The sequence below is a fragment of the Myxococcus qinghaiensis genome, from assembly GCF_024198215.1.
In the GTDB taxonomy this organism is placed as follows: domain Bacteria; phylum Myxococcota; class Myxococcia; order Myxococcales; family Myxococcaceae; genus Myxococcus; species Myxococcus qinghaiensis.
Genome location: NZ_JAKCFA010000017.1, coordinates 43,307 through 65,956, shown reverse-complemented (window position 1 = coordinate 65,956; position 22,650 = coordinate 43,307). Strand labels below are relative to the sequence as shown.

The 22,650-nt window shown below is 69.5% G+C and carries 18 protein-coding genes and 1 CRISPR repeat array; of the genes, 9 read left to right on the top strand and 9 right to left on the bottom strand.

Annotated elements, in window-relative coordinates:
* From cmr4 to cmr6, 3 genes are read left to right on the top strand one after another with little or no spacing between them, the layout of a single operon-like run.
* On the top strand, positions 1-930 hold the full coding sequence (gene cmr4 / locus LZ199_RS28735; RefSeq protein ID WP_253996971.1) for a type III-B CRISPR module RAMP protein Cmr4: 930 nt from the start codon (positions 1-3) through the stop codon (positions 928-930).
* Positions 927-1,340 carry a type III-B CRISPR module-associated protein Cmr5 gene (locus tag LZ199_RS28730; RefSeq protein WP_253996970.1) on the top strand — a complete coding sequence of 138 codons (414 nt, stop codon included), beginning with the start codon at positions 927-929 and terminating at the stop codon, positions 1,338-1,340. Before cmr4 ends, LZ199_RS28730 begins: the two co-directional genes overlap by 4 nt.
* Positions 1,333-2,397: a type III-B CRISPR module RAMP protein Cmr6 gene (gene cmr6, locus LZ199_RS28725; protein ID WP_253996969.1), complete on the top strand. Its 1,065-nt coding sequence runs from the start codon at positions 1,333-1,335 to the stop codon at positions 2,395-2,397. Before LZ199_RS28730 ends, cmr6 begins: the two co-directional genes overlap by 8 nt.
* Positions 2,398-3,198: 801 nt before the next feature.
* Here the strand turns inward: cmr6 and LZ199_RS28720 are convergent.
* The 3 genes from LZ199_RS28720 to LZ199_RS28710 all read right to left on the bottom strand — a co-directional run bounded on the left by LZ199_RS28720 (position 3,199) and on the right by LZ199_RS28710 (position 8,103).
* Positions 3,199-3,696, bottom strand: coding sequence for a hypothetical protein (locus LZ199_RS28720; protein WP_253996968.1), 498 nt, complete (start codon positions 3,694-3,696; stop codon positions 3,199-3,201).
* A 1,996-nt stretch (positions 3,697-5,692) separates the two neighbouring features.
* Positions 5,693-6,075: a CRISPR direct-repeat array (repeat unit 36 nt; unit sequence CCGCCGCTCGCCGTGATGCCGGAAGGCGTTGAGCAC).
* Positions 6,076-6,187: 112 nt separating this feature from the next.
* A complete protein-coding gene (locus LZ199_RS28715; RefSeq protein ID WP_253996967.1) occupies positions 6,188-7,192 on the bottom strand; it encodes an isocitrate dehydrogenase (NAD(+)) in 1,005 nt (334 codons plus the stop codon).
* Positions 7,193-7,326: 134 nt separating this feature from the next.
* Positions 7,327-8,103 carry a DUF2270 domain-containing protein gene (locus LZ199_RS28710; RefSeq protein ID WP_253996966.1) on the bottom strand — a complete coding sequence of 259 codons (777 nt, stop codon included), beginning with the start codon at positions 8,101-8,103 and terminating at the stop codon, positions 7,327-7,329.
* A 176-nt stretch (positions 8,104-8,279) separates the two neighbouring features.
* Between LZ199_RS28710 and LZ199_RS28705 the strand changes: the two genes are divergently transcribed.
* Complete coding sequence (locus tag LZ199_RS28705) at positions 8,280-10,403, top strand: response regulator (protein ID WP_253996965.1); 2,124 nt, start codon at positions 8,280-8,282, stop codon at positions 10,401-10,403.
* A gap of 41 nt (positions 10,404-10,444) precedes the next feature.
* Here the strand turns inward: LZ199_RS28705 and LZ199_RS28700 are convergent, their stop codons facing one another.
* Positions 10,445-12,061: a flavin monoamine oxidase family protein gene (locus LZ199_RS28700; protein ID WP_253996964.1), complete on the bottom strand. Its 1,617-nt coding sequence runs from the start codon at positions 12,059-12,061 to the stop codon at positions 10,445-10,447.
* A gap of 44 nt (positions 12,062-12,105) precedes the next feature.
* A complete protein-coding gene (locus tag LZ199_RS28695) occupies positions 12,106-14,043 on the bottom strand; it encodes a thiamine pyrophosphate-binding protein (RefSeq protein WP_253996963.1) in 1,938 nt (645 codons plus the stop codon).
* A gap of 240 nt (positions 14,044-14,283) precedes the next feature.
* Here LZ199_RS28695 and LZ199_RS28690 point away from each other — a divergent pair, with 240 nt between their 5' ends.
* Both LZ199_RS28690 and LZ199_RS28685 read left to right on the top strand, forming a co-directional pair.
* Positions 14,284-15,558: a tetratricopeptide repeat protein gene (locus LZ199_RS28690; RefSeq protein ID WP_253996962.1), complete on the top strand. Its 1,275-nt coding sequence runs from the start codon at positions 14,284-14,286 to the stop codon at positions 15,556-15,558.
* 159 nt (positions 15,559-15,717) lie between these two features.
* Positions 15,718-15,999: a hypothetical protein gene (locus tag LZ199_RS28685; protein ID WP_253996961.1), complete on the top strand. Its 282-nt coding sequence runs from the start codon at positions 15,718-15,720 to the stop codon at positions 15,997-15,999.
* A 17-nt stretch (positions 16,000-16,016) separates the two neighbouring features.
* Here LZ199_RS28685 and LZ199_RS28680 read toward each other — a convergent pair whose 3' ends face one another.
* Entirely contained in the window at positions 16,017-16,631 is a 615-nt protein-coding gene (locus tag LZ199_RS28680) for a DUF4230 domain-containing protein (protein ID WP_253996960.1), read from the bottom strand.
* A gap of 84 nt (positions 16,632-16,715) precedes the next feature.
* On the opposite strand from LZ199_RS28680, the gene LZ199_RS28675 reads away from it, so the two are divergent.
* Positions 16,716-17,318: a 2OG-Fe(II) oxygenase gene (locus LZ199_RS28675; RefSeq protein ID WP_253996959.1), complete on the top strand. Its 603-nt coding sequence runs from the start codon at positions 16,716-16,718 to the stop codon at positions 17,316-17,318.
* A gap of 9 nt (positions 17,319-17,327) precedes the next feature.
* On the opposite strand, the gene LZ199_RS28670 is transcribed toward LZ199_RS28675, so the two are convergent.
* Positions 17,328-17,885 carry a helix-turn-helix domain-containing protein gene (locus LZ199_RS28670; RefSeq protein ID WP_163871007.1) on the bottom strand — a complete coding sequence of 186 codons (558 nt, stop codon included), beginning with the start codon at positions 17,883-17,885 and terminating at the stop codon, positions 17,328-17,330.
* Positions 17,886-17,977: 92 nt separating this feature from the next.
* On the opposite strand from LZ199_RS28670, the gene LZ199_RS28665 reads away from it, so the two are divergent.
* A complete protein-coding gene (locus LZ199_RS28665; RefSeq protein WP_253996958.1) occupies positions 17,978-18,706 on the top strand; it encodes an SDR family NAD(P)-dependent oxidoreductase in 729 nt (242 codons plus the stop codon).
* On the top strand, positions 18,703-19,728 hold the full coding sequence (locus LZ199_RS28660) for an S-adenosylmethionine:tRNA ribosyltransferase-isomerase (protein WP_253996957.1): 1,026 nt from the start codon (positions 18,703-18,705) through the stop codon (positions 19,726-19,728). The genes LZ199_RS28665 and LZ199_RS28660 overlap by 4 nt, the downstream gene beginning before the upstream one ends.
* Before the next feature lie 4 nt (positions 19,729-19,732).
* Here the strand turns inward: LZ199_RS28660 and LZ199_RS28655 are convergent, their stop codons facing one another.
* Both LZ199_RS28655 and LZ199_RS28650 read right to left on the bottom strand, forming a co-directional pair.
* On the bottom strand, positions 19,733-20,953 hold the full coding sequence (locus LZ199_RS28655; protein ID WP_253996956.1) for a zinc-dependent alcohol dehydrogenase: 1,221 nt from the start codon (positions 20,951-20,953) through the stop codon (positions 19,733-19,735).
* 160 nt (positions 20,954-21,113) lie between these two features.
* Positions 21,114-22,640: a Ppx/GppA phosphatase family protein gene (locus LZ199_RS28650; RefSeq protein WP_253996955.1), complete on the bottom strand. Its 1,527-nt coding sequence runs from the start codon at positions 22,638-22,640 to the stop codon at positions 21,114-21,116.
* Between the last annotated feature and the right edge of the window lie 10 nt (positions 22,641-22,650).

Genomic DNA, 22,650 nt, shown 5'->3' with positions numbered 1-22,650 from the left:
ATGGAAAGCCGAGCCTATCTGCTGCAAGCGCTGTCCCCCCTGCACGTGGGCACGGGGCAGAGCGTGGGAGTCATCGACCTGCCGCTGATGCGGATGCGCTCCACGGGCATCCCCATCATCCCCGGCTCATCGCTCAAGGGCGTGCTGCGCGACGCGAGCGCGAGTGACACTGTCCGGACCGACGCGGTCTTTGGTCCCCGGCGCAAGAAGAACGGGCCCGAGGGAGACGAGCCGAGTGAGTACGCGGGAGCGCTGGTGGTGGGGGACGCGCGACTGCTCGCGCTGCCGGTGCGCAGCTTCGTGGGCACGTTCGCGCTGGTGACGTCGCCCTTGCTGCTGACCCTGGCGCGCCGGGACTGGGGTGGCCGTCGTGGCGGCGGCGAGGCGCCTCCGCCGGTGGCCTCACTGCCGAAACACAGCGCGCGGGTGGCCTCCTTGAAGTCCTGTGTCTGTCTTCACCAGCAGGCGGACGGGGCGCGGGTCTACCTGGAGGACCTGGACCTGAAGGTGGACGCGAAGGACGACGCGGCGCTCGGGGCCTGGGCGGAGGCGCTCCAGCGCGCGCTGCCCGGAGATGAGCGGGAGATGCTCACGCGGCGCCTGGTGCTGGTGGACGATGAGACGATGAGCTTCCTCTGGGAGACGGCGATGCAGGTGGACACCCGCGTGAGCATCGACCCGGAGACGGGCACGGCCGCGAAGGGGCAGCTCTGGACGGAGGAGAGCCTGCCGGCCGAGACGCTGCTGATGGGAGTGATGGCCGCCTCGCGGGCCTGGCATCCGGAGCGCAAGCTGGAGGCGGGCGAGGTGCTGGACGCGGCGCTCGGCGGGCAGGGGACGATGCTCCAGTTGGGGGGCAAGGCGACGGTGGGGCGCGGCTGGTGCCGGCTGTTGTCGTGGAAGGCCGGTGACGGGGAGGCTCAGCGATGAGCGGCGTGACGCGAGAGCAGCAGCGGGCCACGGATGCCTACGCCCGCGTGACGGCGGCCCCCCAAGGGCTCCGGGCGGACTACAAGCCGCGCGTGCACGGCCTGGGAGCGTCGGTGCTGCGTGACGGTCTTGCCGCGGCGCTCACGTTCCTGGAGCGGGAGCAGGACGAGAAGGAGGAGAAGCCGCTCGAGACGAACGCCGCGATGCTGCTGCTCCATGACCTGTCCGTGGTGCTGGTGAAGGCGAGGCTGCCGGGGCTTCCCTCGAAGCTGACGGGAGACACGCTGCCCGGTGCGGTGCGGGGACTGGGGCTGGAGGAGTACATGCTGGCCACGCGAGAGATGTTGCGGTTGGTGGTGTGGTTCCGTCGCGCCGTGCAGGCCACGTTCAAGGAGGCTCCCGATGCGTGACGACTTGCGAGGGCTTCCCCGTTCAACGGACAAGGGTCCGAGTCACGCGGGGCTGTCCCATGAGCGGTATGCGCCCCAGAAGGACGACGAGGCGAAGGAGGAGAACTCGCCGTGGCGGCGCTGGCTGAGCTGGATGGACGCGGCGCGGGAGCCTGAGGACTACGCTGTGGCCTACCGCCGTTGGCGTGAGTCGCTGGCCCAATGGCACACCGCCTCCGTGACGATGCGGGCGACGAGCCGGCTGTTGGCGGGACATGGGAATGCCTCACCCACGGGAGTGGGGCTGACGCTGCACCACACCTGGGGCGTGCCGGTGATTCCAGGCTCCTCGCTCAAGGGTGTGCTCGCGGCCGTCCTCCGCGCGAGCTTCGAGCCCGCCGAGGTGGCGGAGGCGTGTCGTCGGCTGTTCGGCGTGCCCGGGGACGAGCGGCTCGGCCAGGCCGCGAGCGTGGGGCAGGTCATCTTCCATGACGCGCCGTGGGTGTCGAGCCGTGGCAAGGCGGATGCAGAGTCGAGGATGCTGGCGCGCGATGTACTCACGGTGCACCAGCGGAGCTGGTACGGAGACGCGAAGTCCTGGCCCAACGACTACGAGTCGCCCAACCCCGTGGCCTTCCTGTCCGTGCGCCCCGAGGGACGGTTCCTCGTGGCGCTGAGCGTGGCCCCGGGGGCCGATGCCGAGACGCTCTTGTTGTTGCGCTGGGCCGCCGACCGGTTGTGCGAGGCCCTGCGCGACTGGGGCGTGGGTGGCAAGACGGCTGCGGGCTATGGGCGGCTGGCGCCCGAGGGGAGCGTGGTTGTTCAGCCGCCGCGCGCGGTGTCACGACCCTCGCTGGAGCGGGACGCGTTCAAGGTGTGGGTGGAGGCGCAGCGCGTGGCTAAGACGGAGCAGCGCAAGGTGCTCGGAGCGTTCGAGACGGAGTGGCTCGACAGGCTGGCGACACTGGCGCACGAGGCGCGTGCGGAGTGTGCCCAGACTCTTCGGGCGTTTGTGAAGAGTCCCAAGCTTCAGGAGCGTCGTGAGGACTTGCTAAAGCGCCTGACGGGGAGCGCGTGAGCAGGACCTTCGAGGAGCGTCATCGCGGGAGAGATGCTCTTCGGGGGATTGGGCCGTGACCTGTTTCGGTAACGGGTGGACTTGAGGGGGCGCGCCGCCATGCTGTCAGGTGTGGTGTTGCTGGTGATAGGACTGCGCGGCGGGTGCGTGGAGCAGTGGGGGCGGGCTATCGGTTCCCAGGAGGACTGTTCGGAGGAACTAGCTCCGGCTCGCGCCCTGTGAGGTGTTGGACTTTCATGTACTGGTGCGTAGCGGAGGCATGGGAGGGATTCGGGGCGAAATGCAGAGTCCCGGTGCGGTTTTGAGGATCTTTGACAGATGAATAGATGCATGAATAGGGCGGCTCCACCGCTCGCCGTGACGCCGGAAGGCGTTGAGCACACGTTCGTGAATGCGCCCATGTCGTCCTGAATCCGCCGATGTACGCCGTGATGCCAGAATGCGTTGAGCACGACTCACGAAGACCTCCGCACGCTCCTGGTCGCTCGCCGCTCGCCGTGATGCCGGAAGGCGTTGAGCACACTGCTCATATGCGTGTGCTGATGGGACTCGCCCCGTCGCCGCGCGCTGTGTTGCCGGAAAAGGGTTGAGCACCAACACGGTAGTACGCGTTCGCGCGTCAGTTCCTCCGCCGCTCGCCGTGATGCAGGAAGGCGATAAGCACAGAAGAACCATAAATCCCCTGCCCACGGTTGGTCGCCGCTCGCCGTGATGCCGGAAGGTGTTGAGCACCCTTCGCCTCGTCGATTGCGATGGTGCGGATGCTCCGCGGCTCGCCGTGATGCCGGAAGGCGTTGAGCACTAGCCCGTCAGGACCATGGCCCCCTCCATGATGGGGGCTGCCGCTCGCCGTGATGCCTTAAGGCGTTGAGCACGCTTGAGTCCTCCTTCTCGGATGCGGTCGTGCAGCCGCCGCTCGCCGCGCTGCCGGAAGGCGTTGCGCACCCTGCCGTAGCGGTCCAGCGCAACGGCTGTCTTCCTCCGCCGCTCGCCGTGATGACGGAAGGCGTTGAGCACCGCATAGCCACGATGTGAATCCAGGAGTCGCGGACCCGTCGCGCGGCGTGATGCCGCAAGGCGTTGAGCACGCGTAGGCGACGGCGTAGGCAGCATAGGCGGCGTCCGCCGCTCGCCGTGATGCCGGAAGGCGTTGAGCACATAAGCTCTTCCGACCATTCCTTGGGATGAAAGGCCGCCGCGTGCCGTGATGCCGGAAGGCGGTGAGCACTTGATGGTGACAGTCACCGTGTTGTTGGTGCCGCCACCGCCGCTCGCCGTGATGCCGAAGGCGTTGAGCACCGGTTTCGGGGCTCCTCTTCCAACAGCGGGATTCCGCCGCTCGCCGTGATGCCGGAAGGCGTTGAGCACGCAATCTGCTGCGCCTCGGACACCCACTCGGAGGTCCGCCGCTCGCCGTGATGCCGGAAGGCGTTGAGCACCGCCACTCGACCTGCCTGATGGTCTTGCCGAGGGCGTCGCCGCTTGCCGTGATGCCGGAAGGCGTTGAGCACCCTCTCGTACGCCAGCGCGGCGAGGATGGAGCGAGCCGTCGCTCGCCGTGATGCCGGAAGGCGTTGAGCGCCGCCGTGCTGCGCGGTGTACACCTACTTCGTGGGTCACCGCTCGCTGTGATGCCGGAAGGCGTTGAGTACCCATTCGGCGGATACTTCGTGTAATACTTGCGGATACCGCCGCTCGCCGTGATGCCGGAAGGCGTTGAGCACGCCAACTCCTCCTTCGGCTCCACGTGGTACAGCTCCGCCGCTCGCCGTGATGCCGGAAGGCGTTGAGCACCGCTCCAGCAGCGCGGCGCCGGGGTGGGGCTGCGGCCGCTCGCCGTGATGCCGGGAGGCGTTGAGCACAGCCGCATCGCGTTTTCGGCCTCGGCGTTGGCCGCCGCCGCTCGCCGTGATGCTGGAAGGCGTTGAGCACAACATGTCCGAGCAGCGAGCGAGGACGATGGCCCCCGCCGCTCGCCGTGATGCCGGAAGGCGTCGAGCACCTTGATGTAGATGGACGCGAAATCGGCTTCGACGGTCCGCCGCTCGCCGTGATGCCGGAAGGCGTTGAGCACAGGTGCTTGATGGGGTTGGGCACCCCGAGCATGTCGACCGCCGCTCGCCGTGATGTCGGAAGGCGTTGAACACCGTGAGCCGGCCCTTCAAGTCCTCCAGGGCCCCCCGCTGCCTCTCGCCGTGATGCCGGAAGGCGTTGAGCACTCGGATTCGCGCACTAGCGCGGGGTCCATGGCCGAGACCGCCGCTCGCCGTGATGCCGGAAGGCGTTGAGCACCTCTCCAGTTCCTGCGACAGCGTGGCGATGGTGTCGCCCGCCGCTCGCCGTGATGCCGGAGGGCGTTGAGCACCTATTCACGCCTGCTCTCATGATGTCTCCGCACCCGCCGCTCGCCGTGATGCCGGAAGGCGTTGAGCATCCCCACTGGATGTACAGGTCGGTGTCCGACTTGGACACCGTCGCTCGCCGTGGTGCCGGAAGGCGTTGAGCACATGGCGCGCCCTCGCTCGATGCGAGAGGCGTACTGCCCGCCGCTCGCCGTGATGCCGGAAGGCGTTGAGCACCGGTCACCGATCTGCGCGTTCTGCCGAACGTAGTCCGCCGCTCGCCGTGATGCCGGAAGGCGTTGATCACAACCGGTCCGCATCATCCATCACCAGTAGGCCCGACCGCCGCTCGCCGTGATGCCGGAAGGCGTTGAGCACTGGTCGGTGATGAACCAGTAGTTGCAGGGGTTGCCCGCCGCTCGCCGTGATGCCGGAAGGCGTTGAGCACTGTACAAGAACGTCGTCACCTGGCGCCCGGTGTACCGCCGCTCGCCGTGATGCCGGAAGGCGTTGAGCACCCGTCGCTCTCGCGGCGGTAGCGCAGGTCGACGTACCGCCGCTCGCCGTGATGCCGGAAGGCGTTGAGCACTTGAATGTCTTCGTGATCCCTTCACCGTGCTCTGCCGCCGCTCGCCGGGATGCCGGAAGGCGTCGAGCACCCTCCTCGGAGCGAAGCACTCCAGTCGTGTCCAGCCGCCGCTCGCCGTGATGCCGGAAGGCGTTGAGTACAACGTGTATGGGAAGTACTGGTACGTCTTGTGGTCTGCCGCTCGCCGTGATGCCGGAAGGCGTTGAGCACTTCATCTCTCGGTTGATGCCGAAGTTGTAGACGGGGCCGTCGTTCCCCGCGATGCAGGAGGATGGAGGCCCCTGCAAGCGGCCTGCAGCAGAAGCACCGTCGCTCGCGTGATGCCGGTGGCGTTGACCACCCGTCCACGGGCTGCTCCACTCCTGCCTCCGCTCGCCGAGATGCCGGAAGGCGTCGAGCACTCAGAGCTCCTCAGTGGTGGCGCCTTCGATGCGAAGGGGCCGCCGTACGCCGTGATGCCGGAAGGCGTTGAGCCCCCTTCGCGGCGTCGTAGGCGGCGCGGAGATTATCCGCCGCTCGCCGTGATGCCGGAAGGCGTTGAGCACTACTTGGTGTTGAGGAAGTACATCGTGTTGGTGCTGCCGCCGCTCGCCGTGATGCCGGAAGGCGTTGAGCACGACAGGAAGGAGACGCTGATGTCGGCCCGTCGCTCGCCGTGATGCCGGAAGGCGTTGAGCACGAGTGGTCCGCCAACGTCATGGCGCGCTCGAGCCGCCGCTCGCCGTGATGCCGGAAGGCGTTGAGCACTCAACGAACTCGAGGAGCACTCGCTCCTGACCCGTCCCCCAGACACGAAAAAGCCCGGGCACCTCCAGAGAGGCGACCCGGGCTCCAGTGACGGCATGCGCCGTCGAACCGACTACAGCGCTGCGATGAGCGCGTCCGTGAACTCGCGCGTCGTCGCGCTGCCACCGAGGTCGCCGGTGCGGATCTTCCCCTCACCGTAGACCTTGTGGAGGGCATTCTCCATGCGCCGGGCCTCTTCGCCCATGTCCAGGTAGTCCAGCATCATCACCGCCGACATCATCAGCGCGGTGGGGTTCGCGATGCCCTTGCCCGCGATGTCCGGCGCCGTGCCGTGGACCGCCTCGAAGACCGCCGTGCGCTCGCCGATGTTCGCGCCCGGCACCATGCCCAGGCCGCCCACCAGACCCGCGCACAAGTCGCTGACGATATCGCCGTAGAGGTTCTCCAACACCATCACGTCGAAGCGCGTCGGGTCCTTCACCAGCTGCATGCAGAGGTTGTCGACGATGACCTCCTCGTACTGAATCTCCGGATACTCACGGCCCACCTTGCGGCAGCAGTCCAGGAACAGACCGTCCGACAGCTTCATGATGTTCGCCTTGTGGACGCCGGTCACCTTCTTGCGACCGTGCTTCCGGGCGTACTCGAAGCCGAAGCGCGCAATGCGCGTGGACGCCTTCTCGGTGATGATCTTCAGCGACTCCACCACGCCCGGGACGATGATGTGCTCCAGGCCGGCGTAGAGGCTCTCCGTGTTCTCGCGCACCACGATGAGGTCCACGTCCTCGTAGCGCGTCTTCACGTTCTTCACGCTCTTCACGGGCCGCAGCGACGAGTACAGGTCCAGCCGCTTGCGCAGACCCACGTTCGCGGAGGGCAGACCGCCACCCACCACCGTGCCCGTGGGGCCCTTCAACGCGACGCCGCTGCGCAGCACCGCTTCCACCGTCTCGTGGGGCAGGTTGGTGCCGTACTTGGCCACCACTTCCGCGCCCGCGTCCTTGTGCTCGAACTCGAGCGGAACCTTGAGCGCCTCGAGGACGCGAATGGTGGCCGCCATCACCTCGGGGCCGATGCCGTCTCCATTGATGACCGTGACAGTGCGCGTGTTCGCCATGGGTGCGGATTCACAGCACAAATCCCCCTGACTCGAAAGGACGAAAACTTCCGACCTACAGGGCCAGGCATGGGGTCCATGAGTCAGGGCCCCCCTCCAGGGCCCTCAAGTGGCGCCCCGGGTGAAACAGGCCCTCAGTGCTCGGACGCCGAGTCTGGCCGCCGAGCGGGCCTCCGGGTGGGCCGGTGCCGCTTGCGGATGGCGTAGGGCCGGTAGAACGACTCCCACAGCGCGGCGCGTCGCCCCCGGGGCCGGGTGCGCAGTTCCCCCAGCGGGGCCCGGATGAAGAACGAGGAGATGAACAGGTACGTCGCCGTAATCGTGATGAACACCAGGATCAACATCACGATGGGCCCTGGAATCCACGCCACGTGGGCCCGGGTGACGAACTCCAGGAAGTCCACCGGGGGCTTCGGGTGGCTGTAGACCTTGAAGAACCACGTCACCAACAGGACCATCAGGATGGGCCCATAGGTGCGGTTGAGCCGCGTGGAGATGGCAGACAGCAACGAGAGCTGAATCTGCGGGCGGGACATCTCCACCGCCAATTCACGCAGGGCGTCCGGGTCCACCGGCTCGCGGCGCAGCATGGGGGCCCACCAGCCGTCCTCCAGGAGGCGCACGCGGCGGTTCCACAAGTCGTAGTAGCGGTACCTGCGCGCCTCGACGAGCAGGAACGACACCACCATCCAGATTCCAACGAGGAAGGTGACGTGCGAGCTCTGCGGCGTCGCGAAGCCGAAGGAGATGACCGCCGCCGTCGTCGTCAGCGCCCAGTTCGTCGTCGTGTCCAGGCGCGTGCGCCAAGTGTCGGAGCGGCTCAGCTCGCCCCGGAAGAGCTGCGCCATGGCCTGCTGCGACAGCCAGGGCGACTCCAGCAGGTCGTTCTTGATGGGCTCGTTGAGGGGCATCCGTTCCCGGAAGGTGGGCCGGGGCGCGAGCCGATGCAACGGCTCGCCCGGCTGATCGCCCCCGACGAACCTGCCCGCGCGGACACCCCGCCTCCCTGGTGAGCGTCCAGGCAGCCGGGCTCGCACGGTGGCATCGTGCCCCGGGAGCGGGCGTCCAGACGGGGGCCCGGGTGGCCATGGCGGGCGGGCGTGCGCACCTTGGCGACTTGAACGTGGCTCGACTCAATCCCATCGAAGCCCTGTCGGAGCTGCTCCAGGGAGAGCAGGAGCGCGTGGCGCGCCTGTGGGCCAAGCGCCTGCGCGCGGAAGTCTACGAGGTGGAGATTCCGGGCCGGGACTTGCGGGCCCCGCTGCGCAGGCTGGTGGGCGAGATGGCGCGCCTGCTCAAGGACCGGGGCGAGGATGCGGTGCGCCTGTGGCCGGAGGTCGCCCGCTCCCATGGCGCGGACCGGTACACGCAGAACTTCGAGCCCGAGGACCTGACACGCGAGTTCAAGTCCCTGGAGTCGGTGCTGCTGCACGTCTACGCGCGCCACCACGGCGGACTGATTGAGCCGGAGGTCGCCGGCCTCATCTCGGAGCTGGTGTGGGAAGGGGACGCGGCGGCGCAGGCATCCTACGCGCGCATCCTGAAGACGGAGGAGGTGCGCTTCCGCGAGGCGGCGGTGATGGAGTCGGTGCTCAACCACGTCGACGTGGGCATCCTCCTGGCTGAAGTGGACGGCACCGTGTCCTTCGCCACGCCGCCGGTGAGCCGGCTGATGGGCGTGCCCATGCGCGCGGTGGTGGGCGGGCGCGCGGTGAACACCGTGTCCCCGGTGCTCACGCAGGTGAACGCCCGGCACCTGACGGGCGAGCCCTTCAAGGTCGCCGACATGCCCTTCGTGCGCGCGCTCAAGGAGCAGGGCCCGGTGCGCGGGGTAATGATGGTGGTGGAGCGCCCCGGCGGTGGCGAGGTGACGCTGGAGATGAGCGCCACGCCCGTCTGGGAGGAGGAAGGCGAACTGGCCGGCGCCATCCAGACCTTCACTGACCGCACCGAGTCCGCGAACAAGACCAAGGCGCTGGAGAGCGCCTACAGCGAGCTGCGCCGGCTCCAGGGGCGGCTGCTCCAGCGCACCCGCCAGCAGGCGCTGGGCCAGCTCGCGGGCGGCGCGGCGCACGCGCTCAACAACTTCCTCAACGTGCTGCGCCTGCGCATCACCCTGCTCCAGCGCGAGTACAAGCCCGAGCACCTGGAGGCGCTCGACAAGACGGTGCAGCAGATTGGCGAGCTGGTGGCGCGGCTTCAGGAGTTCAACGTCCAGCGCACCGAGGAGCGGCCCGTCGACGTGAAGGTGGACCAGACGGTGCGCGAGTCGCTGGAGCTGGCGCGCGGCGAGCTGGAGCAGCGCGAGCACCCCGTCTACGTGGAGCTGGAGCTGCACGACCCGGGCGCGGTGCGCGCGGACGCGGCCTTCTTCCGCGAGCTGGTGGTGAACCTGCTCCTGGCGGCTCGCGACAGGATGGAGGAGGGCGGCCACCTCAAGCTGTCGACGCGCACGGAAGGCCGCGATTGGCTCACCCTTCGCATCCAGGACGAGGGCCCGACGTACGCGGCCGAGGAACTCACGCACCTGTTCGACCCGCTGCGCAGGGACCCGGGGGCGCCGCAGCTCTCGCTGTACCTCGCGGTGGCGCGTGCGCAGGTGCAGCGCTGGGGCGGCGAGCTGACGGCGGAGAACGCGACGACAGGGAAGGGCGCGGCCTTCGTGGTGCGGCTGCCGCGCGTCCACGAGCAGTCGGCCACCTACGAGCCCGCGCGCACCCCGCCGAGCGGGACGAAGGCCGTGGCTCCGGCGGCGCCTCGACGCTTCCAGCAGACGCGCCGCGTGCTGGTGGTGGACGACGACCTGGACAACGCGCGGATGATGGCGGAAGTCCTGGGGGAAGAGGGCTACGAGGTGCAGGTGGCCCATGACCCCCGCGTGGCGCTGGACATGTGGGACCGGCGCCGCTTCGACGCGGCCCTGCTGGACGCGGTGATGCCGGAGATGAGCGGCTGGGAGCTGGCGCGCGCGGTGCGGGAGAGGTCGCCCCACGCGCTGCTCGCCATCGTCACCGGCATGGACGTGCGCGGGCAGAACCGCGCCAACCTCGCGCTGGTGGACGCGGTGTTCCGCAAGCCCATCGACGTGGGCGCGCTGGATGACTTCCTCGCGCAGACGGAGGGCGGCTCGGGCGGCGAGGCCGCGCAAGCCGCCGGAGAGACGCCCGAGCCCGAGACCAGCGACAGTCCCGACACGTCGCCACGACACTGAAGGCCCCCGGGGCGCGGGCCCCGGAGCGCCAGGCTCAAGCGTCAGCGACCCGGCTTCAGGCCCGCGGTGACGAGCGGGGGGACGCCCATGCGGGTGAGCATCATGTCGGCCGTCTGGAGGGCGCCTTCCACCCAGCCCTGCGCGTCGGAGTACGCCTCGCCGCAGATGTAGACGGGGACGTTGGCCTGCGGCTGGACGATGCGCTCCTGCACCTCCCAGCTCTTCACGCCGATGTTCCAGCTGTTCCAGCCGCCGCCGTATGGGTCATCGCCCCAGTCCCGGAAGCTCGCCTCCAGCGCGGGCGGCACGTACATGAGGCCGTGCACCAGGCCGAGCTGCCGCTGCACCTCCGCCACCATGGCCTCGGGGGCCTCGTTGGCCAGCCACTCCGGGTCCATCTCCTTGCCCTGGCCGGCCTTCTCCCGCTCGCCGACGAAGCGCTTGGGCCGGGGCACGTTGCGCGCCTCCTTGCGCCAGCCCAGGCCGCGCTTGGGGCGGAAGCTGTCCCAGAAGCCCGCGTTGAGTCCGTCGTCGTAGCTGGCCATCAGCATCGCGGGCCCGCTCTTGGCCGGCGCGCCGTCGTGGGTGGGCCAGTAGTACGTCTGCCGCACCGGCAGGTCCGTGACGGTGCGCCCCTCCTCCACGCCCGCGGGTCTCCACCACGGGTCGCTGTAGGTGGTGAACAGCTTGAACAGGGGCTGCGGCGTGACGCTGCCCACCAGCCGCACCACCTCTTCGTCCTGGAGGAAGGGGCTGCCCGGGGTGATGAGCTCCAGGGCCCGGCGTGGCATCGCGAGGATGAGCGCCTTTGCCTGCACCGGCGCGCCGTCCTGGAAGTGCAGCTCCGCCAGGCCGTTCTTCCAGTCGAAGCCGGTGAGCTGGCTGTTGAGGTGGAGGGTGCCTCCTGCCTCCTGGAAGCGCTCCGCCAGGACGAGCGGCACCTGCTGGAAGCCGTTCCTGAAGCCGTAATAGGCGGAGTCGACGCCGAAGTCGGACAGGTACCAGGGGATGGCGTCCGCGGCGTTCCAGTTGTTGAGCGTGGACTCGTAGCCGCCGCCGTCGAGCGCGAGCTGGTAGCCCTCGCCGGAGATGACCCGGGCCAGCACCTGCCAGAAGCCCTGCTCGTGGAGCGGCTTGCCGGCGAAGCTCGCCGCGCGCGTCATCTCCCGGCGCTCGTACTCCGTGAGGTGCTTCGCGGTGATGCCCGGCACCAACTGCTCAATCGCATTGAGGACGATGCTGCCCGCCGTCTGGCCGTGCTCCAGGAAGTTGAGCCGGTAGGGCACCTTGTCCGGGTGCTCGGCGAAGTCCGCGAGCCGCAGGTGCACGCCGCGCAGGAAGGCGATGTTGGCGGGCTTGTCGACGGGGAAGGCGAACGTCTCGATTTGCTGCGCGGGAGGCGCGCCCTCGTTGAGCCGCTTCAGGAGCTCGCTGATGCGCGGCTGCACCTCCGGGAGGATGCGCATGCCGCCCAGCTCGGCCTTCATGTTGGGGATGCCCGGCGGGGACACGGAGAGCAGCCGCCCTCCGATTCTCCCGCTCGCCTCGAACACGGCGACGTTCCCCGCGCCGCTTCCGTGGGTCAGCAGCCTCCACCCCGAGTACACGCCGGACACACCCGCTCCGACGATGGCCACATCGAGAACCGTCTCCGCCATGTGCTGCCTCCACTTCACGTCCGGGTGATTGGGGCTGCTTCACTTCAGAAGACGACCTGCGCGCCTCTCGGCAGGGGGCTGTCGCCGTCGTCGACACGCTGGGGGTGCTGCTGGTGGAACCAGAAGTCCAAAGGTGGAGGGGCAACGGGGGCCGCCGTTGCCTGGAGACCCTTGCCGGCCGCCCCAGCAGGCGGTGGCGGCGTCACCTGAGCCGTGCGGATGTCCAGCACGTACGACTCATGGCGGGTCAGGACGTGCTCCACCGCGATTTTCAGCGCGGCCTTCACCTGGTCCGGACGGTGAATCACCTGGCCGTTCGGAACGCCGAAGGACTTCGCCACGTCCACGAAGCTGAACTCGGGGTTTCGCAGGGTGAGGTACTCGGGCGTCATCGTCACCGGCTTCCAGCCGAAGCCCGGTGCATCGCCGTAGGCCGTCACCACCTGCTGAAGCCCCGCTTGAAGCGTGTGGTACTCCCGGTTGTTCATGATGAGGTAGAGGATGGGCAGCTTGCGGTGCGCCGCCGTCCACCAGACCTGGGGATAGAAGAGGCAGGAGCCGTCCCCCACCGCATTGATGACCAGCTCCGGTTCGACTCCCTGCGTGCCCGGCCCCGCCAGCTTGATGCCGAGCGAGGCGGGCATGGACCACCCCAGCGAGCCGCCCTGGGTGCAGTAGTAGCTGGTGGGCGCTTCGCCCTCGCCCAGCGGAAGCATCATCTGGAACGAGGCGGCGTCGGACACCGCCTCGTGCACGTAGACGAAGCGCTTCTGGAGGTTCTTCGTCACCAGCAGCTCGCGCAGGCTGTCCGCCACCAGCACGCCCCAGATGTGCTCCGCCTGCTGGGCCTGGGCGGCGTACTGGCGCCACGCGGCCATCCGCGCCTCGGAGGCGGCCTGGAGCTGCTGGTTGCGCGCGTCCGCGCCCGGGGGCGGGTTCTGGGCGAGCAGCGCGTTCAGCCCGGGCAGCGTGGCCTTGATGTCGCCCAGGATGGCGGACTCCGCGAAGGCGTTCTTGCCCAAATCCCACGTGTTGTTGGCCAGGGCTATCTGCCGCACGGACGTGGGGATGAGGGGCCCGTCGGAGTACTTGTAGACGGCGAGCTGGGCCTGGGCGCCGAAGCCACAGAGGAACGCCACGTCATGGGGCAGCAGGCGCTGCTGTGTCTGTTGTTGGTCCCCGGGCAGCTCACCCTGCCAGTGGTAGTCATTGTTGGGGAAGTTGGCCAGGCTGCTGAAGCCCTCCAGGTAGACGGGGGCGCCCAGGCGCAGCGCCAGCTCCTGCACCTCCTTCCACGCGTCGGCGTAGCCCACGGCGTCGCCGGCGATGATGACGGGGTTCTTCGCGCCCGCGAGCAGCTGGGCCGCGTGGGCCACGGCGTCCGAATCCCCCGTGAAGCGCTGGGGGATGCGGGTGACGCCCCGGACGCGCTCGTCGGGGCCAATCTTCCGGATGGTGAAGTCCCAGGGCAGGGAGATGAAGACGGGGCCCATGGGGGGCGCCATCGCCTCCTTGAAGGCGCGCTGGAGGACCAGGGGAATCTCCTCCCAGGCGCGCAGCTCGTGGGACCACTTGGTGAACTGTTTGGCAATCTGCACGACGTCCGAGGCGAGCAGGGGCTCCTGCGTGACGAGCTCGTTCTGCTGCTGGCCGCACAGCACCACGAGCGGGACGTGGGACTTCCACGCGTTGGAGAGATTGCCGATGCAATGGCCGATGCCGGGGGTGACGTGGACCTCCACCACGCCGGGGCGGCCCGTCATCCGGGCGTAGCCCATGGCCGCGCCCAGGGCGATGTTCTCGTGCAGGCACTCGATGTAGCGGACCTTGCCCTTGTTCTCGGCGGTCTCCGTCCCGTCGATGATGGGAATCTCGTTCGTCCCCGGGACGCCGAAGATGTAGCCAATCTCCAGCATGCGCAGGATGTCGAAGAGATAGTCCCGGGTCCAACGCTGGGGCTGCGAGGCGGGCACGTCCGGCATGGGGGTCCCTCGATTTTCGAGAGGCATTGAGGAGGTTGTCTGGGAAGGAGGCGCATCCTGCCTGCCGGGTTTTGTGCAGGCCATCCACCTCCGGGGTATGTGAGTGTTGTCTATTGCTGTGTTTGTGTATGGGGTTCTCCCGGCGCGTCCGGGTGGGTTGGAATGCTTGTCTGGCAATGGAACGTGGGGCCGGTGCGGGGTGGATTCGTGAAATGGGGCGGGGCGTCTAGAGTCGCGGGGGTGAACGGCTTGCTGGAAGTGGAGCGCATCCGCCGCAAGGTGGAGGCGGGTGAGGTCCTGAGTGACACGGAGCTGGCGGTGCTCCGCGCCCAGGTGCAGGGCAGTGAGGGGCCGACGACGCGGCTGGCGGTGGCGCATGCGCTCATCAACGCGGGGGCGGACCGCGAGGCGCTGCCGTTGCTGGAGGCGCTGCGGCGCGACTTCCCTCGGGACGTGCCGGTGATGCTGGGGCTCGCCCGGGCGCTGCTCGGGCTGGAGCGCCACGGGGACGCGGAGGCGCTGCTGCGGCAGGCGCGCGCGCAGGAGCCCGGGGACCCGGAGGTCCTCAAGGTGCTCGCGGTGCTGGCGCTGCGCCGGGGCGAGGTGGAGAGGGCGCAGGTGTACGTCAAGGATGCGCTCGCCAGAGACCCGTTCGACGCGGAGACGCGGCTGTTGAAGGAGGAGCTGGAGGCGGCGGAGCTTCCGCCCCAGGCCGCGCCGGAGGAGCAGGTGCTCCGGCCGGAGTTCACCGCCGCGCTGGCGGGCGCGCTGGGACGGGCGCGAGTGGCCTTCCGGCGACAGGGGAAGGACCTGCTGGTGAAGCTGGCCTCGGGCGGGGTGGGGCGCGTGGACCTGGGCTCGCTCTATGCGGCCTATCGCGAGGCCCCTGGCTCAGCGGGGCTGTCGGCCTACGTGGAGGCCCTGGCCGCGCGCCTGGGTGGGTTGGACTCGGGGCTGGGCGCGGAGGGGGCATCGCTGGAGGCCCGGCTTCGGCCGGTGCTGCGTCCGGCGGACTTCGCGGCGAAGGCGGTGGGGGCGCTGCACCGGCCGGGGCCGGCGCGACTGGAGGTCTTCTACGTGCTGGAGGATGCGGAGTTCGTGCGCTACCTGCCCGAGTCCGCCCTGCGTTCCTCCGGATTGACGGAGGCGCAGGTGGACGCGGCGGCGTGGCGGAACCTGGAGGCGCATCCCGCGCCCGTGCGGCCCGTGGTCATCGACCAGGGCGAGGTCCGGCTCGCGGAGACCTTCTCGGGCCTGTGGGCGGTGGCCGGGGGAGATGGGCTCGACGGCGCGCGGCTGCTCACCGCGTCCCAGCGGCGACTGCTGGCGGAGCAGGCGGGAGACGAGCCCCTCTACGGCTCCCTGGTGCGACGTGAGCTGGCGCTCGTGGCCCGGGTGTCCGACGCAGCGGCCTGGGAAGTGCTGGCGGACCTGGAGCCGACTTCGGAGGGAATCGAAGGCCTGTACTTCCTGTCGGACGAAGGGCTTACCCGAGACCCGGCCGCCGAGGACTGATTCATGTCGAGTTGGAGGTGGCCATGACCGAGGCAACAGTCCTGTCATACGAGGAATGGGCGCTCGGACCCCTCGCCAGGGCGATACGGTCATCCTGCTCCATCATGGTGCGCCACCGGAGTGAATGCTCCAGCGGTGGGAAACGTAGGAGGCTTACCCGTGTCATCAGCCGAGTGGTCCGCCGCGGTCAAGGAGATGAGGCGGCTTTTTGACCGTGACCCCACGGACAAGAAGAGCCTCAAGGCGTGGGTGGACGCGTCCATCGCGCTGTGCCTGCGACTTCGCTCTGTTCCAGAGAGCGCCAATGTGGAGGAAATCGTCTGGCACTTCCTCTTCGACGCGGACATCCGGGTGAAGGCCCCTGACTACGCTCAGGCCCAGCGCGAGGCGTTCGAGAGCTGGCTCCAGGACGCTGAACGCGCCTTGCTCTCAGAGCAGTGAACGTCCGCGAGAGCGCCTCACCCCGCCGTGCCGGTGGGAAGCCGGTCCACGAACACCACCTCGCGATATCCCAGCGTGAGCAGCAGCGCGCGCAGGGACCGCTCCGCGGAGTCCCGGGCACGCTGCTGGAGCCGTGCATCGGCGCGCACGTCCTTCTCGAAGGCGAGTCGCGCCTTCTCCAACAGCTGCGCCGTCTGCGTGCTGTCCAGGTTGGAGTCGATGACCTCCGTCTCCCCGGGCCGCAGCGCCACGCGCACGTCCAGGGGCGGCAGCACGACGTGGACCTTCGTGCCAGCGACGTGGAGGCTCGACGGGCCCAGGCGCTGGAAGTCGAACCCCAGGTGCGCATCCGCGAAGACGATGGCGCGGCCGTGCGGATTCTGGAGCGTGTACGCCGCCCAGTTCACCACGTCCTTCCACAGTGCATCCGTGGCTCGCGGCTCGGGAGAGAAGGACACCTTCTTGTAGAGGGCGACCTCCAACGTCTCCAGCCGCGCCACCTCGCGCATCTGCTGCACCACGGACGCGGTGTCGGGCAGGGCGGGAGAGGTGGGCCGCAAGAGCAAGCCCGCGCCCAGGGCTCCGGCGGCGATACCCAGGAGGACCGTCAGGATTCGCGAGAGGTGCGCCATGGGCCCAGTGTATCCCCTTCCTCGCGGAGCGCGTCTGGGGCACGGTGCGCGCGTGTGGGCGGCACGTTGCTGGAAGGAGCACGTGTGGAGCTGACCGATGTGGAAGTGACGGAGCTGGGCGCGCGCGGTTATTTCACGCGCCCTGTCTTCCTCGGAGATGTGGCTGCCCTCGCCGCGCGGGCTGATGCGCTGGCGAGGGCTGAATCCGGAGTGCTTCATGCCGCGGGCATCCGCCGGGGCGCCGAGCGGGTCCTGGACTCCCGCGTGCGAGGCGACCTCATCGGCTGGATAGAGCCGGAGCCCGGGACAGGGCTCGGCGTCCTGTGGGAACACTTCTCCCAGCTGGGACGCGCGCTCTCGTCGGCCGCCTATCTCGGCCTGGGACGCTTCGACCTCCAGCTCGCCTGCTACCCCGGCGGAGGAGCTCGCTACGCGCGTCACTTCGACGCCTTCCCAGGTCAATCCAACCGCCGCGCCACCGCCATCTGGTACGCCAACCCGGGCTGGGTGCCCGAACACGGAGGCGTGCTGCGGCTGTATCCGGAGGACTCCGCGCCCGTGGACGTAGCCCCCGTGCTCGACACGCTCGTCGTCTTCCTGAGCGAGCGAATCGAGCACGAGGTGCTGCCCGCCCACGCCTCGCGCCTGGCCCTCACCGCCTGGTACTACGGCCGCGACGCGGGCTGAGCCGTCACCTCACAGCGGGGGCGCGAGCAGGACGACGGAGTAGCCCACCGCCGTGCGCGTCCCCGGGTTCTCGTACGAGTGCTTCTGGTCCCCCCGGAAGACGACGACGTCTCCGGGCTTGAGGACGAAGCGCTCACCGCTGGCGACCAGCGCCATCTCCCCGGACTCGCAGGCCAGGTACTCGCGAGTGCCGGGGGTGTGGGGCACGCCGGTGATGCGCACGCCGGAGGGCAGCTCCACGCGGTCGAACTCCATGCCCGGAAGCGGGTCAGGCAGCAGCTTGCGCAACTGCCCCGCCCCTCGGATGCGCGTCGTCAGGCTGTCGCGCGGGTAGTGCCGCGCACTGGCACGAGGCCGCGCCACCAGCTCCTCCAGCGACACCTGGAGCGCCGCCGCCACGCGGTGCAGCACCGACAACGTGGGGTTCGCGGTGCCCGACTCCAGATTCGCCCACGTCGCCCGGGGCACCCCCGCGAGCTTGGAGAGCTGGGCCTGCGTGGCGCCCCGCGTCTCCCGCAGGGTCCGGATGTTGCGCGCCAGTCTGCTCGGCAGGTCCTCTTCGTCGATGGCCATGGGTTGGCAATCTGCCAAAGGATTGGCCGCGACGCCATTCCATCAACGCGCCCGACGTATCCCTTCCAGCAAGGAGGACTTTCCACATGAAGCTGACCGGAAAAGCGGTCCTGGTGACGGGAGCGAGTCGGGGCCTGGGCCGCGCGCTCATGGCGCACTTCGCGCGAAGAGGTGCCCGGGTGGTGGGCGTGGCCCGCCATGCCCCGGAGATGGAGGCCGCCGCCGAGGCCCTGCGCACGGAAGGGCTGGAGGCGCACGGCGTGGCCTATGACGTGGGGGACAAGGAGTCCATCTACCGGCTGGTGGGCGTGGCCACGTCGCTGGTGGGCCCGCTGGACGTGCTGGTGCACAACGCCAGCATCCTGGGGCCCACGCCGCTGCCCTTGCTGCTCGACACCGCGTGCGAGGACCTCCAGCACGTGTTGGAGGTCAATCTGGTGGGGCCCTTCCGGCTCACCAAGGCGGTGGTGGGCAACATGGTGGTGCGAGGCGGCGGGCTGGTGCTGAACATCAGCTCGGACGCGGCCCTCTCCGCGTATCCGCGCTGGGGCTCCTACAGCGTGTCCAAGGGCGCGCTGGAGCACCTGGGCCGCCTCTGGGCCGCGGAGCTGGAGGGCACGGGCGTGCGCTTCCTGAATATCGACCCGGGGGAGATGGACACGCGCATGCACTCGGACGCCATGCCGGAGGCGGACCGCTCCACGCTCGAGCGGCCCGAGGACGTGGCGGCCCGCATCGTCGCGATGGTGGAGCGTCGCTCGGAGACGCTGCCGTCGGGTTCCCGCCTGGAAGCGGCGAGTCTGGAGGCCGCATGAAGCCCGCGCGCTGGCCGGTGGACCACCCCGAGGAGGGGCGGCTCCTGCACATCGAACCCCACGCACGTCGCTTCTCCGATGCCCGCGTGGCGGACCTTCCGTCACTCCTGCGGGATGGAGACCTGCTGGTGGTGAACGACGCCGCCACGTTCCCCGCCTCGCTCCTGGGGCGCACGGCGGCGGGAGAGCGAATCGAGCTGCGACTGCTGGCGCGCGAGCAGGACGGCACCTGGACCGCCGTCCTCTTCGGCGCGGGAGACTGGCGCAAGCGCACCGAGGACCGGCCGCTCCCGCCCGTGCTGCCGGTGGGCTCGCGCTTCACCGTCGTCGGCTTGCCCGTCCAAGTCGTGGAGGTGCTGCCGCCCTCGCCCCGCCTCGTGCGCGTGGCCTTCGACGAGGACGGCGCCGCGCTCTGGTCCGCGCTGTACCAGGGCGGCCGGCCCGTGCAGTACGCACACACCGTGGCCCCGCTGTCGCTGTGGCACGTGCAGACGGGGTATGGCGCGCGGCCCTGGGCCACCGAGGCGCCGTCGGCGGGGCTGCCCCTCACCTGGAACCTGCTGCTGGCGCTGCGCCGTCGGGGCGTGAAGCTGGCATCGCTCACCCACGCGGCGGGGCTGTCCTCCACGGGAGACGCGGTGCTGGACGCGGCGCTGCCGAGGCCCGAGCGCTCGGACATCCCCGCCTCCACGGTGGCTCAGGTGGAGGCCACTCGCGCGGCGGGAGGCCGGATTGTCGCAGTGGGCACCACGGTGGTGCGCGCGCTGGAGGGGCGGGCGGAGATGAATGGCGGGCGACTGGTGGCGGGCGAGGCGGTGACGGACCTGCTCCTGGGGCCCGGCTTCGTGCCTCGCGTGGTGCACGGGTTGCTCACGGGCATGCACGAGCCTGGAAGCAGCCACCACGCGCTGCTCCAGGCCTTCGCGCCGTCACCCCTCTTGAAGGAGGCGACCGCGCACGCGGAGGAGCGCGGCTACCTGGGGCACGAGTTCGGAGACTCGTGCCTGGTGCTGGACGCGTGAGGGCTCACTGGAGCTGGTTGGGCTCCAGCTCCACCTTCACCCAGCCCGGCTTGCGCAAATCGAAGTTGCGGTAGGCGTCCAGCGCGCCGCTCATGGGCTCCACGTGCGAGAGGATGGCGGTGGGGTCCACCTCGCCCGTGCGCACCAGCTCCAGCAGCCGGGGGATGTACTTGCGGTGGTTGCAGTTGCCCATCTTCAGCGTGAGGTTCTTGTTCATCGCCATGCCGATGGGGAACGTGCGCACCTGCTGCGGGTAGACGCCGATGATGGACAGCGTGCCCGCCTTGGCCAGGGCCTCCACCGCCCACGTCAGCACCTGCGTGGGCGCGTCGCCGGGCACCCAGTTGTCGCCGTCCGGGTTCGTCTTCGGCGCGGTCTCCTTCGTCTCTCGCTTGAGCTCCGCCTTCTGCGCGGTGGCCTGCTTCGCCGCGGGGCCCGCGTGCGCGTGCACGGCGTCCACGCCCACCGCGTCGATGGCCCGGTCCACGCCGATGCCGTTGGTGAGGCGCTGAATCGTCTTCACCGGGTCTTCCTGGTCGAAGTTGATGATTTCAGCGCCCTGGGTGCGCGCCAGCTCCAGCCGGTCCTCGTGGCAGTCGATGGCGAAGACGCGGCCGGCGCCGAGCAGCTTCGCGCTGACGATGGCGAACAGGCCCACCGGCCCGCAGCCGAACACCGCCACGGTGTCCCCGGGTTTGATTTCCGCCAGCTCCGCGCCGAAGTAGCCGGTGGGGAAGATGTCGGAGATGAGGATGGCCTGCTCGTCCGTCACGCCGTCCGGAATCTTCACCAGGCCCGCGTGGGCGAAGGGAACGCGCACCTTCTCCGCCTGCATGCCGTGGAAGGGCCCCGTCTGCGCCGGCCCGCCGAAGAAGGCCGTGCCCGCGGAAGGCCCGTTGGGGTTCGCGTCGTTGCACTGCGAATGGTAGCCGTCGCGGCAGTAGACACAGTTGCCGCAGGCGATGGTGGAGGGGATGACCACGCGGTCGCCCACGTTGAAGTTGCGCACGTCATCGCCGAGCGCCTCGATGTAGCCCACGCCCTCGTGCCCCAGAATCGTGCCCGGCTTCATCCCCGGCATCGTCCCGCGAATCATGTGGAGGTCCGTGCCACAGATGGCGCTCGCCGACAGCTTGACGATGGCGTCCGTCGGCTTCTCGATGCGCGGCTCCTCCACGTCGTCGAGCCGGATGTCCCCAATCCCATGGAATACGACGGCCTTCATCTCGCGCTCCTCTCACCCCCGAGGGGGCCCTGACGTTCAAAGTCGAGCAGGGCCCGTCTGGTGACGACGGACCCGTGCGACTTGGAGCGTGGGCATCCGCGCGAAGGCGGGCAGGGCGCGCGCGGCCCCTCTTCCGCCCAGCAGCCGGGGCGCCGTGCGGCTAGCGGCCCGTGGCGTGGTGGACGTGGAAGGAGAGCTTCTTGCCGAAGACTCGGCGGAAGAGCGCCACCTCGTGCTCCGCGTTCCACAATTCCAGGTCCACCGGCTGGCGCGCGTGCAGGTGCAGGGCGACACCGTCGCGGCCGTTGGTGGCCTTGAAGTCCTTGATGGGCTGGTGGTGGCTGTGGTCCAGCGAGTTGGCCACGCGCAGCAGGGTGGCGAGCTTGCGCACGGTGCGGGCCTCGGTGGGAGTCAGCCCCGCCATGCCCGAGTGGGCCAGCTCCGGCGGACTGCGCCGGTGGTAGCGGGCGACTCGCGCCACCAGTTCGCGCTCACGGTCCGCGAGGCCGGGGAGGTCCGCGTGCCGGATGAGGTAGTACGTGTGCTTGTGGTGGCGCTCGTAGTTCACCGCGTGGCCGATGTCGTGGAGCAGCGCGGCGACCTCCAGATAGGGGCGCACCGACAGCGGGAGCTGGTGCAGGGCGGCCAGGTCGTCGAAGAGCGTCAGCGCCATGCGGGACACCTGGCGCGCGTGCTTCTCGTCGAAGAAGAAGCGCTGCCCCATGACGATGGCGGCGTCCGCCAGGCTGTGGTCGTCGTCCTGGTGGTGGGCGTCCTGCCGGTAGAGCAGGTCCACGAGGATGCCGTCGCGCAGGCCCCGGTTGACGACGCTGACGGAGTCGATTCCCAGGTACTTCGCCACGCCCTCCAGGATGACGGCGCCGGAGACGATGATGTCGGCCCGCTTGGGGTCGAAGCGCTTGCGCCGCCGGTCCGCGGGCATCTGCGCCAGCGTCTCCACCGTCTGGGTGAGCTGGCGCACGGTGGCGTTGCCGCTGCTCTCGCTGGAGGCGAAGGACACCACGGCGTTGATGGTGCCCGACGAGCCGAGCGCCACCCGGGGCAACAGGGGCAGCTTCTCCGGCAGCGTCTTGCCCAACACCTCCTGGACGAAGCTGCGCATGATGCGCAGCTGCTTCGTCGTCACGGTGCGCGAGGCCTCGAAGACCTCGGTGAGGCGCACCGAGCCCAGCCCCAGGCTCCACAGGTTGTCGGGCTTCTCGCCCACGGCGGTGGCCACCTCGGTGCTGCCTCCGCCAATGTCGATGAGCAGCGAGCGCGTGCCCGGGGGCTTGCGGTGCAGCACGCCCAGGCAGATGAGGCGCGCCTCCTCCTTGCCGCTGACGACCTCGAGATTGAGGCCGGCCTCCTCGCGCACGCGTCGGACGATGTCCGGGCTGTTGCGGGCCTCGCGCAGGGCGCTGGTGGCCACCGCGCGCACCTGGGCCTTGTGCCGACGGCAGAGCGCGGAGTAGCGCCGCAGCGTGGACAGGAGCCGCTCGGCGGTGGCCTCCGGCATGGTGCCCGTGGCGAAGACCCCCTCACCCGGGCGGATGGGGTCTCTCTCCTGATGGAGCGTCTCGAGCGCCCCGTCGGCGTCCGGCCGGGCGAGCTCCAGTCGCACGGCGTTGGTCCCCACATCGATGGCTGCGAGTACGGGCGGGAGGGCGGGGCGGCGAATGGGCATGGTTGGACGT

Bases quoted from the DNA above. Each gene is read 5' to 3' on its own strand.
- cmr4 (WP_253996971.1), top strand. From the start codon at position 1: ATGGAAAGCCGAGCCTATCTGCTGCAAGCGCTGTCCCCCCTGCACGTG.
- LZ199_RS28730 (WP_253996970.1), top strand. From the start codon at position 927: ATGAGCGGCGTGACGCGAGAGCAGCAGCGGGCCACGGATGCCTACGCC.
- cmr6 (WP_253996969.1), top strand. From the start codon at position 1,333: ATGCGTGACGACTTGCGAGGGCTTCCCCGTTCAACGGACAAGGGTCCG.
- LZ199_RS28715 (WP_253996967.1), bottom strand. From the start codon at position 7,192: ATGGCGAACACGCGCACTGTCACGGTCATCAATGGAGACGGCATCGGC.
- LZ199_RS28710 (WP_253996966.1), bottom strand. From the start codon at position 8,103: ATGCCCCTCAACGAGCCCATCAAGAACGACCTGCTGGAGTCGCCCTGG.
- LZ199_RS28705 (WP_253996965.1), top strand. From the start codon at position 8,280: ATGGCGGGCGGGCGTGCGCACCTTGGCGACTTGAACGTGGCTCGACTC.
- LZ199_RS28700 (WP_253996964.1), bottom strand. From the start codon at position 12,061: ATGGCGGAGACGGTTCTCGATGTGGCCATCGTCGGAGCGGGTGTGTCC.
- LZ199_RS28695 (WP_253996963.1), bottom strand. From the start codon at position 14,043: ATGCCGGACGTGCCCGCCTCGCAGCCCCAGCGTTGGACCCGGGACTAT.
- LZ199_RS28680 (WP_253996960.1), bottom strand. From the start codon at position 16,631: ATGGCGCACCTCTCGCGAATCCTGACGGTCCTCCTGGGTATCGCCGCC.
- LZ199_RS28665 (WP_253996958.1), top strand. From the start codon at position 17,978: ATGAAGCTGACCGGAAAAGCGGTCCTGGTGACGGGAGCGAGTCGGGGC.
- LZ199_RS28660 (WP_253996957.1), top strand. From the start codon at position 18,703: ATGAAGCCCGCGCGCTGGCCGGTGGACCACCCCGAGGAGGGGCGGCTC.
- LZ199_RS28655 (WP_253996956.1), bottom strand. From the start codon at position 20,953: ATGAAGGCCGTCGTATTCCATGGGATTGGGGACATCCGGCTCGACGAC.
- LZ199_RS28650 (WP_253996955.1), bottom strand. From the start codon at position 22,640: ATGCCCATTCGCCGCCCCGCCCTCCCGCCCGTACTCGCAGCCATCGAT.